Origin of the sequence: Halomonas rhizosphaerae, assembly GCF_030010555.1 — a bacterium.
GTDB classification, from domain to species: domain Bacteria; phylum Pseudomonadota; class Gammaproteobacteria; order Pseudomonadales; family Halomonadaceae; genus Halomonas; species Halomonas rhizosphaerae.
The window spans coordinates 1-16,564 of the sequence record NZ_JASCQP010000020.1; the positions used below are offsets into that span (position 1 = coordinate 1).

General features: G+C 65.0%; 12 protein-coding genes and 1 rRNA gene. 4 read left to right on the plus strand and 9 right to left on the minus strand.

Annotated elements, in window-relative coordinates; all coding sequences use genetic code 11:
* Positions 1-51: 51 nt before the first annotated feature.
* From QLQ83_RS06475 to QLQ83_RS06505, 7 genes are all read right to left on the minus strand, one after another.
* Positions 52-1,587 (minus strand): 16S ribosomal RNA (locus QLQ83_RS06475).
* 644 nt (positions 1,588-2,231) lie between these two features.
* Positions 2,232-3,713 (minus strand): 2-methylcitrate dehydratase, encoded by a 1,482-nt coding sequence (gene prpD, locus QLQ83_RS06480; RefSeq protein ID WP_282734702.1) that lies wholly within the window; start codon positions 3,711-3,713, stop codon positions 2,232-2,234.
* 123 nt (positions 3,714-3,836) lie between these two features.
* The gene (gene prpF / locus QLQ83_RS06485; RefSeq protein ID WP_282734703.1) at positions 3,837-5,015 is read right to left on the minus strand and encodes a 2-methylaconitate cis-trans isomerase PrpF; all 1,179 of its coding nucleotides are present in this window, start codon (positions 5,013-5,015) and stop codon (positions 3,837-3,839) included.
* Positions 5,012-7,627, minus strand: coding sequence for a Fe/S-dependent 2-methylisocitrate dehydratase AcnD (acnD, locus tag QLQ83_RS06490; RefSeq protein WP_282734704.1), 2,616 nt, complete (start codon positions 7,625-7,627; stop codon positions 5,012-5,014). Before acnD ends, prpF begins: the two co-directional genes overlap by 4 nt.
* A gap of 99 nt (positions 7,628-7,726) precedes the next feature.
* Entirely contained in the window at positions 7,727-8,854 is a 1,128-nt protein-coding gene (prpC, locus tag QLQ83_RS06495; RefSeq protein ID WP_282734705.1) for a bifunctional 2-methylcitrate synthase/citrate synthase, read from the minus strand.
* A gap of 50 nt (positions 8,855-8,904) precedes the next feature.
* Entirely contained in the window at positions 8,905-9,795 is an 891-nt protein-coding gene (gene prpB / locus QLQ83_RS06500) for a methylisocitrate lyase (RefSeq protein WP_282734706.1), read from the minus strand.
* A 31-nt stretch (positions 9,796-9,826) separates the two neighbouring features.
* Positions 9,827-10,540 (minus strand): GntR family transcriptional regulator, encoded by a 714-nt coding sequence (locus QLQ83_RS06505; protein WP_282734707.1) that lies wholly within the window; start codon positions 10,538-10,540, stop codon positions 9,827-9,829.
* A 241-nt stretch (positions 10,541-10,781) separates the two neighbouring features.
* On the opposite strand from QLQ83_RS06505, the gene pabB reads away from it, so the two are divergent.
* Positions 10,782-12,173, plus strand: coding sequence for an aminodeoxychorismate synthase component I (gene pabB, locus QLQ83_RS06510; RefSeq protein ID WP_282734708.1), 1,392 nt, complete (start codon positions 10,782-10,784; stop codon positions 12,171-12,173).
* Positions 12,174-12,266: 93 nt separating this feature from the next.
* Complete coding sequence (locus QLQ83_RS06515; RefSeq protein WP_282734709.1) at positions 12,267-12,887, plus strand: phosphoadenosine phosphosulfate reductase domain-containing protein; 621 nt, start codon at positions 12,267-12,269, stop codon at positions 12,885-12,887.
* A gap of 66 nt (positions 12,888-12,953) precedes the next feature.
* Here the strand turns inward: QLQ83_RS06515 and cysB are convergent, their stop codons facing one another.
* Positions 12,954-13,925 (minus strand): HTH-type transcriptional regulator CysB, encoded by a 972-nt coding sequence (cysB, locus tag QLQ83_RS06520; protein WP_282734710.1) that lies wholly within the window; start codon positions 13,923-13,925, stop codon positions 12,954-12,956.
* 233 nt (positions 13,926-14,158) lie between these two features.
* On the opposite strand from cysB, the gene trxA reads away from it, so the two are divergent.
* Complete coding sequence (gene trxA / locus QLQ83_RS06525) at positions 14,159-14,482, plus strand: thioredoxin (protein WP_250060073.1); 324 nt, start codon at positions 14,159-14,161, stop codon at positions 14,480-14,482.
* Between the two features lie 64 nt (positions 14,483-14,546).
* Here the strand turns inward: trxA and QLQ83_RS06530 are convergent, their stop codons facing one another.
* Positions 14,547-15,647, minus strand: coding sequence for an AI-2E family transporter (locus tag QLQ83_RS06530; RefSeq protein ID WP_282734711.1), 1,101 nt, complete (start codon positions 15,645-15,647; stop codon positions 14,547-14,549).
* Positions 15,648-15,774: 127 nt separating this feature from the next.
* Between QLQ83_RS06530 and QLQ83_RS06535 the strand changes: the two genes are divergently transcribed.
* Complete coding sequence (locus QLQ83_RS06535; protein ID WP_282734712.1) at positions 15,775-16,557, plus strand: SIMPL domain-containing protein; 783 nt, start codon at positions 15,775-15,777, stop codon at positions 16,555-16,557.
* The last annotated feature ends 7 nt before the right edge of the window (positions 16,558-16,564 follow it).

A 16,564-nucleotide genomic window follows, 5' to 3' on the forward strand; every position in this document is an offset into this window, starting at 1 on the left:
TCGATCAGGTAATTCATTGTGGACACTTGCCGGGTGCCGGGACTGGTCGTTTAAGGAGGTGATCCAGCCGCAGGTTCCCCTACGGCTACCTTGTTACGACTTCACCCCAGTCATGAACCACACCGTGGTGATCGCCCTCCGAAGTTAGGCTAACCACTTCTGGTGCAGTCCACTCCCATGGTGTGACGGGCGGTGTGTACAAGGCCCGGGAACGTATTCACCGTGACATTCTGATTCACGATTACTAGCGATTCCGACTTCACGGAGTCGAGTTGCAGACTCCGATCCGGACTGAGACCGGCTTTTCGGGATTAGCTCCACCTCGCGGCTTTGCAACCCTTTGTACCGGCCATTGTAGCACGTGTGTAGCCCTACCCGTAAGGGCCATGATGACTTGACGTCGTCCCCACCTTCCTCCGGTTTGTCACCGGCAGTCTCCCTAGAGTTCCCGACCGAATCGCTGGCAAATAGGGACAAGGGTTGCGCTCGTTACGGGACTTAACCCAACATTTCACAACACGAGCTGACGACAGCCATGCAGCACCTGTCTGTGCGCTCCCGAAGGCACCAATCCATCTCTGGAAAGTTCGCACGATGTCAAGGGTAGGTAAGGTTCTTCGCGTTGCATCGAATTAAACCACATGCTCCACCGCTTGTGCGGGCCCCCGTCAATTCATTTGAGTTTTAACCTTGCGGCCGTACTCCCCAGGCGGTCGACTTATCGCGTTAACTGCGCCACAAAGGTCTCTAGGACCCCAACGGCTAGTCGACATCGTTTACGGCGTGGACTACCAGGGTATCTAATCCTGTTTGCTACCCACGCTTTCGCACCTCAGTGTCAGTGTCAGTCCAGAAGGCCGCCTTCGCCACTGGTATTCCTCCCGATCTCTACGCATTTCACCGCTACACCGGGAATTCTACCTTCCTCTCCTGCACTCTAGCCTGACAGTTCCGGATGCCGTTCCCAGGTTGAGCCCGGGGCTTTCACAACCGGCTTATCAAGCCACCTACGCGCGCTTTACGCCCAGTAATTCCGATTAACGCTCGCACCCTCCGTATTACCGCGGCTGCTGGCACGGAGTTAGCCGGTGCTTCTTCTGTGAGTGATGTCCTTCCTCGGGGGTATTGGCCCCAAGGCCTTCTTCCTCACTGAAAGTGCTTTACAACCCGAAAGCCTTCTTCACACACGCGGCATGGCTGGATCAGGCTTGCGCCCATTGTCCAATATTCCCCACTGCTGCCTCCCGTAGGAGTTCGGGCCGTGTCTCAGTCCCGATGTGGCTGATCATCCTCTCAGACCAGCTACGGATCGTCGCCTTGGTGAGCCATTACCTCACCAACAAGCTAATCCGACATAGGCTCATCCGATAGCGCAAGGTCCGAAGATCCCCTGCTTTCTCCCGTAGGACGTATGCGGTATTAGCCTGGGTTTCCCCAGGTTATCCCCCACTACCGGGCAGATTCCTATGCATTACTCACCCGTCCGCCGCTCGACGCCTGGAGCAAGCTCCATCGTTTCCGCTCGACTTGCATGTGTTAGGCCTGCCGCCAGCGTTCAATCTGAGCCATGATCAAACTCTTCAGTTTAAAGTCTGATAGTTCCTAAGGTGGAACCAAACCTGGCTCAAGGTTCAAACGTTCTCAAAAAGACCCGAAGGTCCTTGACGAGTCGCTTGCCTTGAATGTTTCAGTGACTGGTCACCGACATCCCGACAAGCGCCCACATGAATTACCTGATCGATTGTTAAAGAGCATCTCGCTTTGGTCGCGACCCAAAGGCCGTTGCGACGCCGCTGCAAGGAAGCGAAATTCTACCGATTCGACCGCTGCTGTCAAGCCCTGCTCGGAGACCCTGAAGCAGCGACTTCCGATCATCCGAGCCGGCGACTGGCCGGTCGGTGTGGCGATGCATTCTACTGCATCTGGCCGTTCTGTCAATCTCGTTTTTCTCGAGAGGGCTTCGAAAAACCCAAACAGAAACAACCACTTGTGCCAATCATTACCGCCTGCAACGTGTGCCCGTCGCCGGCAGCGGATGCGTACTTTACGATCTGACGCCGGAACACGCAACCCCCGTGCGTCAAAAAATATAGCCCAGTATTCACAGCCGCGCCATGCCGCTCGCCGGCGTGTTTCCCACGGGCCCAGGGACGTGCCCGAGGACAGTGGCCCTACCCGTGAGAACACTGCCTGCCGCGCGGCGACAGGACGGCGACGGGACACGCGGACGCTCAGATCACGAAGAGGTCGACGAAGCGGTTCACCGGGGTGCGCTCCAGGCGTGCCTGCTCCTCGCACAGCGCCATGATCGTCTCGCATCGGCCTGCCGGGAAACGGGTCGCCAGGTTGCGCCGGAACTTGTCGACCAGCAGCGGAATCCCCTCCGCCCGACGACGACGGTGGCCCACCGGGTATTCGACCTCGACCTTCTCGGTGGCACTGCCGTCCTTGAAGAAGACCTGGATGGCATTGGCGATGGAGCGTTTCTCGGGGTCGTAGTAGTCCCTCGAGTAGGCCTCATCCTCGACCACCTGCATCTTGCCGCGCAACGCATCGATGCGCGGGTTCGCCTCGTGGAACTCGTCCTCGTAGTGCTCGGCGGTCAGGCTGCCGAAGATCAGCGGCACGGCGGTCATGTACTGCAGGCAGTGGTCGCGATCCGCCGGATTGGCCAGATCCCCCTCCTTGGAAATGATGCGTATTGCCGAGTCGTGGGTGGTCAACTCGATGCGGTCGATCTCGTCCAGACGATCCTTGACCTGGGGGTGCAGGGTGACGGCGGCCTCGCAGGCCGTCTGGGCGTGGAACTCGGCCGGGAAGGAGATCTTGAAGAGGATGTTCTCCATCACGTAGCTACCGAACTCGCGCTGGAAAGAGAACGTGCGCTCCGCTTCCGGCTTCAGGGCCAGATCCCGGTTGGTATGGCTGAAGAGGATGTCGTAGAACCCCCACTGCGGGGCGGAGAGCACCCCGGGGATGCCCATCTCGCCACGCATGGCGATATCGGCCAGGCGCACCGCGCGTGACGTGGCATCCCCGGCGGCCCAGCTCTTGCGAGAGCCGGCATTGGGGGCATGACGGTAGGTACGCAGGCTCTGGCCGTCGACCCAGGCGTGGGAAAGCGCCGAGAGCAACTGCTCGCGATCGGCCCCCATCAATTTGGCCACCACGGCGGTCGAGGCCACCTTGACCAGCACCACGTGATCGAGGCCCACGCGGTTGAAGGAGTTGTCCAGCGCCATGACGCCCTGGATCTCATGGGCCATGACCATGGCTTCCAGCACCTCGCGCATGGCCAGCGGCGAATCCCCCTGGGCGAGCCGCTTCTGGGAGAGGTGGTCGGCGATCGCCAGGATCCCCCCCAGGTTGTCGGAGGGGTGCCCCCACTCGGCGGCCAGCCAGGTATCGTTGTAGTCGAGCCAGCGGATGATGGCCCCGATGTCCCAGGCCGCCTTGACGGGATCCAGTCGGAACGAGGTCCCCGGTACGCGGGCGCCGTGGGGCACCACGGTACCCTCGACCAGCGGCCCGAGGTGCTTGGTGCACTCCGGGAAGCGCAGCGCCAGCAGGCCGCACCCCATGGTATCCATCAGGCAATGGCGGGCGGTGTCCAGCGCTTCGCTGCTCTCGATCGTGAAGCCGAGGACATAGTCGGCGATCTTCTGCAGTTCGACGTCATAGTCCGGCCGCACGTTGGCTTCCACGGTACTCATGCCCTTCTCCTTTTGCCTTGTCGAGCAAACGCCTTCGATGCGTGTCCTTCACTATAGAAGACGCCCCGAGTCCTGGGACCCGGGGCGCCTTTTCCATCAGCAGGACCATGCACCAGGCAGGCCCTAGAAACTGTCGCCGGGAATGCGGACCCAGCCCTCCATCAGCACTCGGGCGCTGCGGCTCATCACCGCCTGGTCGATCACCCAGCGGCCGTCCACCAGGCTGGCCTCGGCGCCGACCCGCAGGGTGCCGGAGGGGTGACCGAAGGTCACCGCATTGCGCTTGCCACCACCGGCGGCCAGGTTGACCAGGGTGCCCTCGATGGCGGCCGCCGAGGCGATGGCCACCGCCGCGGTGCCCATCATGGCGTGGTGCAGCTTGCCCATGGAGAGCGCCCTCACCACCAGGTCGACCTCCTCGGACTTGACCTGCCTGCCGCTGGAGGCGAGGTAGTCGGCCGGCGACGCCACGAAGGCCACCTTGGGGGTATGCTGGCGGGCCGCGGCCTCGCTGACGTCGGCGATCAGCCCCATCTTCACCGCCCCGTGGGCGCGGATGGTCTCGAACATCTCCAGCGCCCTGGCGTCGCCGTTGATCGCCTCCTGCAGCTCGGTGCCGGTATAGCCGAGTTCGGTGGCATTCAGGAAGACGGTGGGAATGCCGGCGTTGATCAGGGTCGCCTTTAGGGTGCCCACGCCCGGCACCTCCAGGTCATCCACCAAGTTGCCGGTGGGGAAGATGGCGCCCTCGCCGTCCGCCGGGTCCTTGAAGGCCACCGGCACTTCGGCGGCCGGGAAGGTCACCCCGTCCAGCTCGAAGTCACCGGTCTCCTGCACCTCGCCGTCGCTGATCGGCACCCGGGAGACGATGGTCTTGCCGATATTGGCCTGCCAGATGCGCACCTCGGCCTCGCCGTTCTCCGGGATGCGCGCCGGGTCCACCAGGCCATTGCTGATCGCGAAAGGCCCCACCGCCGCGGAGAGGTTGCCGCAGTTGCCGCTCCAGTCAACGAAGGCCTTGTCGATGGAGACCTGGCCGAACAGGTAGTCCACGTCGTGGTCGGGACTCTCGCTCCGGCTCAGGATCACCGTCTTGCTGGTGCTGGAGGTGGCACCGCCCATGCCATCGATCTGCTTCTGGTAGGGGTCGGGACTGCCGATCACCCGCATCAGCAGGCGATCACGGGCCTCGCCGGGTAGCCGCGCGGCCTCCGGCAGGTCGGTGAGCTTGAAGAAGACGCCCTTGCTGGTGCCGCCACGCATATAGGTGGCGGGAATCCTGATCTGGGGTAGCCGACTCATGCGCTCGCCACCTCCTCGGACTCCAGGAAGTCCTTGGCGAAACGCTGCAGCACGCCGCCGGCGGAGTAGACGGTCACTTCCTCGGCGGTATCCAGGCGGCAGGTCACCGGCACACGATCAACCTCGCCGGTCGTGCGGTGAATCACGAGCTCAAGGGTCGCGCCCGGCGCCGGCTTGCCCTCGACGTCATAGGTCTCGGTGCCGTCGAGCTGCAGGGTGTGACGGCTGGTGCCCTCCTTGAACTGCAGCGGCATCACGCCCATGCCGATCAGGTTGGTGCGGTGGATGCGCTCGAAGCCTTCGGCGACGATCGCCTCGACCCCGGCCAGGGCCACGCCCTTGGCCGCCCAGTCACGGGAGGAGCCCTGGCCGTAGTCGGCGCCGGCAATGACGATCAGCGGCTGCTTGCGCTCCATGTAGGTCTCGATGGCTTCCCACATGCGGGTCACCTGGCCCTCCGGCTCGATGCGCGCCAGCGAGCCCTGCCTGACCTCGCTGTCCTCGTCCCGCACCATCTCGTTGAAGAGCTTGGGGTTGGCGAGTGTTGCCCGCAGGGCGGTGAGGTGGTCGCCGCGATGGGTGGCGTAGGAGTTGAAGTCCTCCTCCGGCAGGCCCATCTTGTGCAGGTACTCCCCCGCCGCGCTGTCCATCATGATGGCGTTCGACGGCGACAGGTGGTCGGTGGTGATGTTGTCCGGCAGGATCGCCAGCGGCCGCATCCCCTTCAGTGCGCGCACGGCCGCCATGTTGCCTTCCCAGTAGGGTGGGCGGCGGATGTAGGTGCTCTGCGGGCGCCAGTCGTAGAGCGGACTCTCGGCCTTCTCCGCGGCGTCCAGGTCGAACATCGGGATATAGACCTGCTTGAACTGCTCCGGCCTGACGAACTCGCCGACGATGGCATCGATCTCCTCGTCGGAGGGCCAGAGGTCCTTGAGCGTCACCGGGTTGCCGTTCTGGTCGGTGCCCAGCACGTCCTTCTCGATGTCGAAGCGCACGGTACCGGCGATGGCGTAGGCCACCACCAGCGCCGGCGACGCCAGGAAGGCCTGCTTGGCATAGGGGTGAATGCGGCCATCAAAGTTGCGGTTGCCGGAGAGCACCGCGGTGGCATAAAGGTCGCGGTCGATGATCTCCTGCTGGATCTCGGGGTCCAGCGCGCCGGACATGCCGTTACAGGTGGTGCAGGCGTAGGCGACGATGCCGAAGCCCAGCTTCTCCAGCTCGGACAGCAGGCCGGCCTCCTCCAGATAGAGGCGCGCGACCTTCGAGCCTGGCGCGAAGGAGGACTTCACCCAGGGCTTGCGCACCAGGCCCAGCTCGTTGGCCTTCTTGGCCAGCAGGGCGGCGCCCACCACGTTGCGTGGGTTGGAGGTGTTGGTGCAGCTGGTGATGGCGGCGATGATCACCGCGCCATCGGGCATCCTGCCCGCCTTCTCTTCCGCCTGGGCCTTGTCGTAGTCCACGGCGATCCCGCGCTCGTGCAGGGCGCTGGTGGGCAGGCGGCGATGCGGGTTGGAGGGCCCGGCCAGGTTGCGCTCCACGCTTGCCAGATCGAAGGTCAGCACGCGCTCGTACTGAGCGTCGACCAGGCTGTCGGCCCACAGGCCGGTCTGCCTGGCGTAGGTCTCGACCAGCGCGACCTGCTCCGGCTCGCGGCCAGTGAGGGTGAGATAGTCGAGGGTCTGGTCATCGATGTAGAACATCGCCGCCGAGGCGCCATACTCCGGCGTCATGTTGGAGATGGTGGCGCGGTCGCCGATCGTCAGGCTGGAAGCCCCCTCGCCGAAGAACTCGAGATAGGCCCCGACCACCCGCTCCTTGCGCAGGAACTCGGTGATCGCCAGCACGATATCGGTGGCGGTGATACCCGGCTTGGGCTTGCCGGTCAGCTCCACACCGACGATATCGGGCAGGCGCATCATGGAGGGGCGACCCAGCATCACGGTCTCTGCCTCGAGGCCGCCGACCCCGATGGCGATCACGCCCAGGCAGTCGATGTGCGGGGTATGGCTGTCGGTGCCCACGCAGGTATCGGGGAAGGCCACGCCGTCGCGCGCCTGCACCACCGGCGACATCTTCTCCAGGTTGATCTGGTGCATGATGCCGTTGCCGGCGGGGATCACGTCGACATTCTCGAAGGCGGTCTTGGTCCACTCGATGAAGTGGAAGCGATCCTCGTTGCGACGATCCTCGACGGCGCGATTCTTGTCGAAGGCGTCCGGGTCGAAGCCGGCGTGCTCCACGGCCAGGGAGTGGTCGACGATCAGCTGGGTGGGCACCACCGGGTTGACCTTGGCAGGGTCGCCGCCCTGCTCGGCGATGGCATCGCGCAGGCCGGCCAGGTCGACGAGCGCCGTCTGACCGAGGATGTCGTGGCACACCACGCGGGCAGGATACCAGGGGAAGTCCAGGTCGCGGCGACGCTCGATCAGCTGCCGGAGCGAGTCGGTGAGCATCTCCGGCTCGCAGCGGCGAACCAGTTGCTCGGCCAGTACCCGCGAGGTATAGGGAAGGGTGTCATAGGCACCGGGCTGGACATCCTCGACGGCGGCACGCACGTCGAAGTAGTCAAGCTCGGTACCGGGGAGCGGCTTACGGTAGTTGGTATTCATGGCGTCGGACGGAGCCTCGTTGGCATCAGGGCGCGGGGTGGTGGAGAGAGGCGGTAGAAGGCGACCTCGCATGGGCCGCCTTGCCGCGGACGCGCGGAATCAGTCGCGCTGCCCGATCGGCACCCACTCGCTCTTCTCCGGACCGACGTAGTCGGCGCTCGGACGGATGATACGGTTGTTGGCGCGCTGCTCGAAGACATGGGCACACCAGCCGCTGACCCGCGAACAGACGAAGATCGGAGTGAACAGCTTGGTGGGAATGTCCATGAAGTAGTAGGCGCTGGCGTGGAAGAAGTCGGCGTTGCAGAACAGCTTCTTCTCGCGCCACATCACTTCCTCGACGCGCTCGGAGACCGGGTAGAGCACGCTGTCGCCCACGTCCTCGGCCAGCTGCTTCGACCAGTGCTTGATGATGGCATTACGCGGATCGGACTCGCGGTAGATCGCGTGGCCGAAGCCCATGATCTTGTCCTTGCGCTCGAGCATGCCGAGGATCTCGCGCTCGGCCTCCTCCGGCGACTGCCAGTCCTCGATCATCGCCATGGCCGCCTCGTTGGCACCGCCATGCAGGGGACCGCGCAGCGAGCCGATGGCGCCGGTCACGCAGGAGTGCATGTCGGAGAGGGTCGAGGCGCAGACGCGAGCCGTGAAGGTCGAGGCGTTGAACTCGTGCTCGGCATAGAGGATGAGCGAGACGTTCATCACCCGGGCATGCAGTTCGGAGGCCGGCTCGTCGCGAAGCAGGTGCAGGAAGTGCCCGCCGACCGACTCGTCATCGGTCTCGGTCTTGATGCGCACGCCATCGTGGCTGAAACGATACCAGTAGCAGATGATCGACGGCAGCACGGCCAGCAGGCGGTCGGAGACGTCCTGCTGCTCATCGAAGCTCTCCTCGGTTTCCAGGTTGCCCAGCATGGAGGCGCCGGTACGCATCACGTCCATGGGATGGGCGTCCCTGGGGATCTGCTCGAGGACGGTCTTGAGCGCGTCGGGCAGGCCACGCAGGCCCTTGAGCTTGGTGATGTAGGCATCGAGCTCGGCCTGGTTGGGTAACTTGCCCTTGAGCAGCAGGTAGGCCACTTCCTCGAAGCGCGCCTTCTCGGCCAGTTCCTTGACGTCGAAGCCGCGATAGGTGAGGCCCGAGCCGGTCTTGCCGACGGTGCACAGGGCCGTGGTCCCGGCACTCTGGCCGCGCAGGCCGCTGCTGCTGACGGGTTTGTCTGCCATGTGGTGTCTCCTTGTGAGTCGGTTCTTGTCGGATTGACGGGCGGGCAGCGTTACGCCTCGCCGCCCTTCTCCGCGAACAGCGCGTCGAGCTTGCGCTCGAAGTCGTGATAGTTGAGGAAGTCGTAGAGCTCGTCGCGGGTCTGCATCAGCTCCACCACGTCCTTCTGGTGGCCCTTGTCGTGGATGCTCTGGTAGACCTTGAGTGCCGCCGCGTTCATGGCGCGGAAGGCGGACAGCGGGTAAAGCACCATGCGGCAGCCCACCTCGCCCAGCTCCTGCTGGGTGAACAGCGGCGTGGCACCGAACTCGGTGATGTTGGCAAGTATCGGCGCGTCGACGCGCTCGCAGAACGCCTGGTAGTCATCCAGAGTGTGCACGGCCTCGGCGAAGATGGCATCGGCACCGGCGTCGATGCAGGCGTTGGCCCGCTCGATGGCGGCATCCAGGCCGTCCTTCTGGAAGGCATCGGTACGCGCGATCAGGTAGAAGTCCGGGTCGAGGCGCGAATCCGCGGCGGCCTTGACGCGGTCGACCATCTCTTCCTGGGAGACGATCGCCTTGTTGGGGCGATGCCCGCAGCGCTTCTGGGCCACCTGGTCCTCGAGGTGGACGGCGGCCACGCCGGCGCGCTGCATCTCCTTGACGGTGCGGGCGATGTTGAAGGCGCCGCCCCAGCCGGTGTCGATGTCCACCAGCAACGGCACCTCGGTGGCACCGCAGATGCGGTGGGCATCCTCGACCACATCGTTCATGGTGGTCATGCCGAGATCCGGCAGGCCGAAGGAGGCATTGGCCACGCCGCCACCGGAGAGGTAGATGGCCTGGTGGCCTACGCGCTCGGCCATCATGGCGGTGTAGGCGTTGATGGTGCCGACGATAGGCAGCGGGCGGTGGGCCTCGAGGGCGGCGCGGAAGCGCGCACCAGGGGTCTGCTGAGTCATGCTGGATCTCCTAATGTTGGCCGGGTCGGCCTCAGGTGGTCGCCTCGGCTTCCTGCTTGAGCGTCGCGGCGTAGCGGTCGGCCACATTGGCCCGGGATGCGCTGACGTGGCGGCGCATCAGCAGCTCCGCCAGCTCGGCGTCGCCGGCCTCGATGGCATCGACAATGCGGTGGTGTTCGACGAAGGCGCGCTGGGGACGCGTGCCGCTGGCACTGAACTGGGTACGGTAGAGCCGCACCAGATAATAGAGGTCATCGCAGAGCATGCCCGTCAGCATCTTGTTGTGGCTGCCCTGGACGATGCGGAAGTGGAAGTCCAGGTCACCCTCGCGCTGATAGTAGGCCTCGCCGCGGCGCAGGTCGGCCTGACGCTCGTGCATGGCCAGCACCTCACGCAGCCCGGCGATCTCCTTGGGCGTCATGTGCTCGGCAGCGAGCCGGGCGGCCATGCTTTCCAGGGCCTCGCGCACGTCGAAGAGCTCGAGCAGCTCCTTCATGGAGAGCTTGACCACCCGAGCCCCGACATGGGGCACCCGTTGGATCAGGCGGTGCGCTTCGAGGCGGCGCATGGCCTCCCTGAGCGGCCCACGGGAGATCCCGTAGGTCCGGGACAATCCCGGCTCGGTGATCTTGCTGCCCGGTGCCAGCTCTCCCCTGACGATGGCATCCTGCAGCTGCTGAAAGACCCGTTCCGCCAGGGTGCGGACTTCGGGGTTCGTGACCTGTTCCGGCGCGACTGAGTTCATGGCAATTGTCGACAATCGAGTGATGGACGAACTTTAGACACTGCCTCCCCCGTGGTCAACAGGCCGGCAGGGCAGAAGGGCTTAACCTTTGGTTGTAGACAACTCGTGGTCCACCTCCATCAATGTCGACAATAATCGCGCGAGGGATGGAGCGGTAGCATGTCGACAGGGGATGTCGGCGGGAGGGACAAGTCGGCTCTCGACGCCTAGAATGGGACGCCTGTTCCGGGAAGACGCCGTGATGACACCACCGATCGAGATCACACCCCTGCCCTACCACGAGGATCCGCTGGGCTACTTCGCGTCCCTGCGCGACAGGCCCGGTGCCGTGCTGCTGGACAGCGGTCGTCCGACGGCGCCGGGTGGCCGCTACGACATCCTCAGCTGCGACCCCCTCGAACTGCTCGAGGTCGACGCTGCGGGCCATGTCCATGGCGACCCGGCGCTGGCGGGGCTCTCCCCCTTCGCCGCCCAGCAGGCGCTGCTCGACCGTCTGCCCGACAAGGTGCCGGACAGCCGGCTGCCGTTTCTCGGCGGCCTGATCGGCTACTGGAGCTATGACCTCGGACGGCGGCTCGAGCCGGTGGGCGGACAGGCCCGGCAGGCGGTCAGGCTGCCGGCCAGCCGGGTAGGTCTCTATGACTGGGCACTGATCCAGGACCATGACTGCCGGCAGAGCTGGCTGGTGGGCAGCGCCTCACGACGCCGCCAGGTGCTCGAGTGGCTGGAGGGTACGACGCGTCCGGCAGCGGATTTCCGCCTCACCGCGCCCTTCGCCGCCGAGCTCAGTCGCGATGATTACCTGGCACGCTTCGCCACCGTGCAGGACTACATCCGCGCCGGCGACTGCTACCAGATCAACCTGGCCCAGCGCTTCAGCGCCCCCTTCGAGGGTGACCTCTGGGCGGCTTACTGTCGGCTGCGTGACACCACGCCCACTCCCTTCGCCGGCTACCTGGCCTGGGACGACAAGGCGATCCTCTCGCTCTCTCCGGAACGCTTCCTGCTCTGCCGGGAGGGCCGGGTCGAGACTCGCCCGATCAAGGGCACGCGGCCCCGGGGCGCGACCCCCGAGGAGGACCGTCGGCTGGCCGGGGAACTGGTCGCGAGTCTCAAGGACCGGGCCGAGAACGTGATGATCACCGACCTGCTCCGCAATGACCTGGGGCGGGTCTGCCGGCCCGGCAGCGTGCGGGTACCCCAGCTCTGCGGCCTGGAGAGCTACGCCAACGTGCACCACCTGGTGAGCGTGATCGTCGGCGAACTGGAGGCAGGCCGTCGGCCCATCGACCTGCTGGCCGCCGCCTTTCCCGGCGGCTCCATCACCGGCGCACCGAAGGTGCGGGCCATGCAGATCATCGACGAACTGGAGCCCAGCCGTCGCAGCGCCTATTGCGGCAGCCTCGGTTACGTCGATGTGCGCGGTCAGATGGACACCTCCATCGCCATCCGCACCGTGGTGGCCGAGGGCGGAGCGCTGCACCTGTGGGGCGGAGGCGGCCTGGTCGCCGACTCCCGGGGCGAAGACGAGTACACCGAGACCCTGGACAAGATCCGCCACCTGATGCGGGCCCTGATGTCGGCCGGCCCTGATGCTTTATGGAATAAACAAAGGCATCACTTACTTCAATAAGGAATAGATATCCAATGAATCGGTATTGGGGAAGGTCTCGCCGGCTCTGCTAGGGTAGCCCCAGACTCAAGATCACCTGCCCGGGAGCCCCGCATGGAGCCACAACTCGACGTCATCAACCGGGAGCTCGGCAACGACCCCGAGGCCCTGATCCGCTGGGCGCTGGATCAGGGGCAACGGCCGATCTGCACCACCAACTTCCGCCCCTTCGAGGCCGTGATCCTGCACATGGTCACGCGCCAGCAGCCGGATATCCCGATCGTGTGGATGGACAGTGGCTACAACACCGACGCCACCTACCGGTTCGCCGACGACCTGATCCAGCGCCTGGACCTCAACCTGGTGAGCTACCTGCCACGGCGTTCGCGGGCCCATCGTGAGGCACTGGAAGGCCCCGCACCGGGGATCGAGGATCCGCGCCATGCGGCCTTCACCCGGGAGGTGAAGCTCGAACCCTTCGAGCGCGCCCTGCGGGAGATGGCGCCGGATGTCTGGTTTACCGCCCTGCGTGCCGAGGACACCCCCGAACGTGCCCGCATGGCACCGGTGAGCCGCAACGGGGACGGGCTGCTGAAGGTCTCCCCCCTGCTGCACTGGACGGCCCGCGACCTCTATCAGTACCTGCAGAGCCACGACCTGCCCAACAACTTCGACTACTTCGACCCTACCAAGGTCGAGGAGAAACGCGAGTGCGGCCTGCACCTGCAACACTGATGAGCGCGGTTGGCGTCGCGGGCGAGACCACCCGCGACAGGCTGGGCCGGGGAAGAGCGCCGCCGCTCAGCGCGAGGGTAGCGCGATATCCTTGAAGAGCGCCTCCTCGTGACGTGGGCCGGCGGCCAGAGCCTCGTCGACCAGGTCCCGCGTCAGATGGCCGGCAAAGCCTTCCAGGAAGTCATACATGTACCCGCGCATAAAGGTGCCACGGCGGATCCCGATCTTGGTGGTGGAACTCGCGAAGAGGTGACCGGCCTCCACCGCCACCAGGTCGGTGTCGTGCTCGGCATCCACGGCCATATGGGCGACGATGCCCACCCCCATCCCCAGCCGCACGTAGGTCTTGATGACATCGGCATCGGCCGCGGTGAGCACCACGTTGGGCGTCAGCCCACGGGCGCGGAAGGCATCGTCGAGCTGGGAGCGCCCGGTGAAGCCGAACACGTAGGTGACCAGCGGGTAGCCCGCCAGGGCCTCCAGCGTCAGGGTCTCCATCTCGGCCAGCGGATGTCCCTGGGGCACCAGGATGCAGCGGTTCCAGCGATAGCAGGGCAGCAACACCAGGTCGTTGAAGAGTTCGAGGGACTCGGTGGCAATGGCGAAGTCGGCCTGGCCATCGCTGACCATCTGGGCGATCTGCTTGGGCGTGCCCTGCTGCATGTGCAGCGCCACGTCGGGATACTTCTGGGTGAAGTCGCGGATCACCGGCGGCAGCGCATAGCGCGCCTGGGTGTGGGTGGTGGCGATCGCCAGGCTGCCGCGGCGCTCGTCGCTGTGCTCCTGGGCGACCTCCTTGATGTTCTCGGCAAGCCTCAGTACCTGCCCGGCCAGTTCGATGATCGCCTGCCCCGCGGGGGTCACGCGGGTCAGGTGCTTGCCGCTGCGAGCGAAGATCTCGACACCGAGCTCGTCCTCGAGCAGGCGGATCTGCTTGGAGATGCCCGGCTGGGAGGTAAAGAGGCTCTGGGCAGTAGCCGAGACGTTGAGATTGTGGCGCGACACCTCCCAGATGTAGCGCAGCTGCTGAAGTTTCATGGCCGCCCTCCCTCGCGTGTCGTGGGGCTTTCAAAATACCCGCAAGACATAAGAAAATTACCCATGATTACTTTATAGCATAACCTGGCCGGGCAAGTGCAACCGCTTTCCTGCGCCCTGCCACACGGCGGGGATTTGCCACCACTTCGGTCGACCGCTAACATCGTCCGACCGGGCATGCCCTGCATGTCACCCCATCCGCTCGATGCAGCGCAACGAAACTGGAGAATCACATGGCCAACAACGTCGATGTCACCAATGCCAACTTCGAGCAGGAAGTCCTCAAGGCCGACACGCCGGTCCTGCTGAAGTTCTGGGCCCCCTGGTGTGGTCCCTGCAAGGTGATGGCGCCGGTGGTCGACGAGGTCGCCGAGGAACGCACCGGCAACCTCAAGGTCGTCAGCATCAACGTGGACGATGCCCCCGAGATCGCCGCCGAGCAGGGTGTGCGCGGCGTGCCGACCGTCATGCTGTTCAAGTCCGGAACCAAGGTCGCCTCCCTAGTCGGCGCCCAGTCGAAGTCACAGCTGAGCCAGTTCATCGACCAGAACGCCTGATCCGGCGACCCTCGGTCACTCCATCGCCCCGGCCACGGCCGGGGCGATGTCGTTTCCGGTCGGTTCAGGCAGAATCGTCCAGGCGCTCCAATGGTGGCCGGTCGGCCTTGTCAGGCTTCGGCCCGTCTGCGGGCCCCAGCAGATGAGCGATCCAACGGGTCTCGGGATGGCTGTCCAGGGCGATCTTCAGGGTCATGGTCAACACCACCGAGAGCAGCATCCCCACCGCCCCGAAGATCCAGCCCCACACCACCAGCGACAGGAAGGCCACGAAGGTCGAGAGCCCCAGGGCCCGGCCCATCACCCGCGGTTCGACGATATTTCCCAGCAGGAAGTTGACGGCCAGATACGCCGCCGCCAGCAACATCGCATCGAAGAAACCGCCCTCGGGATTCACCAACAACAGCAGCACCGGGGGAAAGGCGGCGATGGCCGAACCGATGTTGGGGATAAAGTTGAGTGCGAAGGCCATCACCGCCCAGAGCAGGGCAAACTCGACGCCAAGCAGCTTGCAGGCGACCCAGATCAGCGCGCCGGTCACCAGGCTGATCACTGTCTTTACCGCCAGGTAGCGCTTCAGGGTCAGGCTAAACTCGCTGAAACGTCGCAGGCTCGGCGCCGGATCATCCAGGGCGAGGAAAACCTTGGTGCGAAAACTGACGGTCTCGAACAGCAGGAACATCACCAGCAAGGCCACGATGACGCTCTGCATCATCAGGTTACCCACCTCACCGAGCACCGTCGGGATCCAGTTGCCGAACTGCTCGGCATCCAGCAGTTCCGCCAGGCGGTTGGTATCGATGGCAAGCCCCATCCCCGCCAGCCCGTCGAGGAGGCCCAGGTAGTACTGGTAGAGCTTCTGCTCGATCCCCGGCAAGGCATCGACGAAGGTACCGAAACTGTTCACCAGCAGCAGACCGAGCAGCGACAACAATCCACCAAGCACCAGCAGGGTCAGCCATACCGCCAGCCATGGACTCACCCCCAGCCGCGCCAACCATTGCACCGGTGCCGTGCAGACCACGGCAATGAATACCGCCAGCAGCAAGGGCACCAGCAGGCTCGAGCCGGCCTTCATGCCGGTAATGATAATAACCAGCGCGGCCAGTGCCAGGATCAGGTTGAGCGGGATGGTGCTCGAATTGCTGTCTTTGGGATGGGGCATGCCCGGACTCACGACCGTTGAAGGTCCCGTCATGATGCCGGGACGCGAGGCAAATGCAAAGGACGGGAACCATCCCCGACCCGCGGGCTCGAAGCCGGGGTGTCCGCTATGTGACAAGGAGAACGCCATGCCGATTGCCCGCCCCTTCCGCCCGCTGCTCGTGCCGGCCCTGGCCGCGCTGATGGTCGCGGCCTCGCCGCCGATGCTGGCCCACGCCCACGCCGAAGAGACGCCGCGCCGCCTGGAGGTCCAGGCCGAGGCCGACCTGCAGGTGGTGCCGGATCGTGCCACGCTCAACGCTCGCCTTTGGGAACACACGCCGGCCGTCGCCCAGCGCGAGGCTACCGCGAACGACCCGGATCTCCTGCGCGAGGCCCGCGACAAGCTGGAAGCCCGTGCCGCCGACCTGATTCGCGCCCTGGAAGAGGTGGGGCTTGCGCGCGAGGCGATCCGCGCCGGCTCCCTGAACGTGCAACCCGAGCACCTGCCGGGCGAGCGGCACGAGGAGGGCGAGCGCGAGACGCTGGTACGCACCCGCCTGGAGCGCCCGATTCGCCTCCAACTCGATGACCTCGAGCAACTGCCTGTGCTGCTCGATGCGCTGACCGAGGCCGGCGTGGATGCCCTGGACGGCGTGAGCTATGACCTGGCCGACCGCGATGCCGCGACCGACGAGGCGCTGGTCAAGGCGCTGGAGAAGGCCCGCCACAAGGCCACCCTGATGGCCGAGACCCTGGGCATCGGCCTGGGTGAGGTGGTCTCCGTGAACGAGACCCGCTCGCCGATCTTCCAGCCGCGGATGATGGCCATGAGTGCCGACGCCCGGGAGAGCCTGCCCCAGGCCGAGTACCGCCCCGGCACCATTACCATCGAGGCAGGCGTCAGTGTCAGCTGGGAGATCGCGCAGTAGCGCCGCG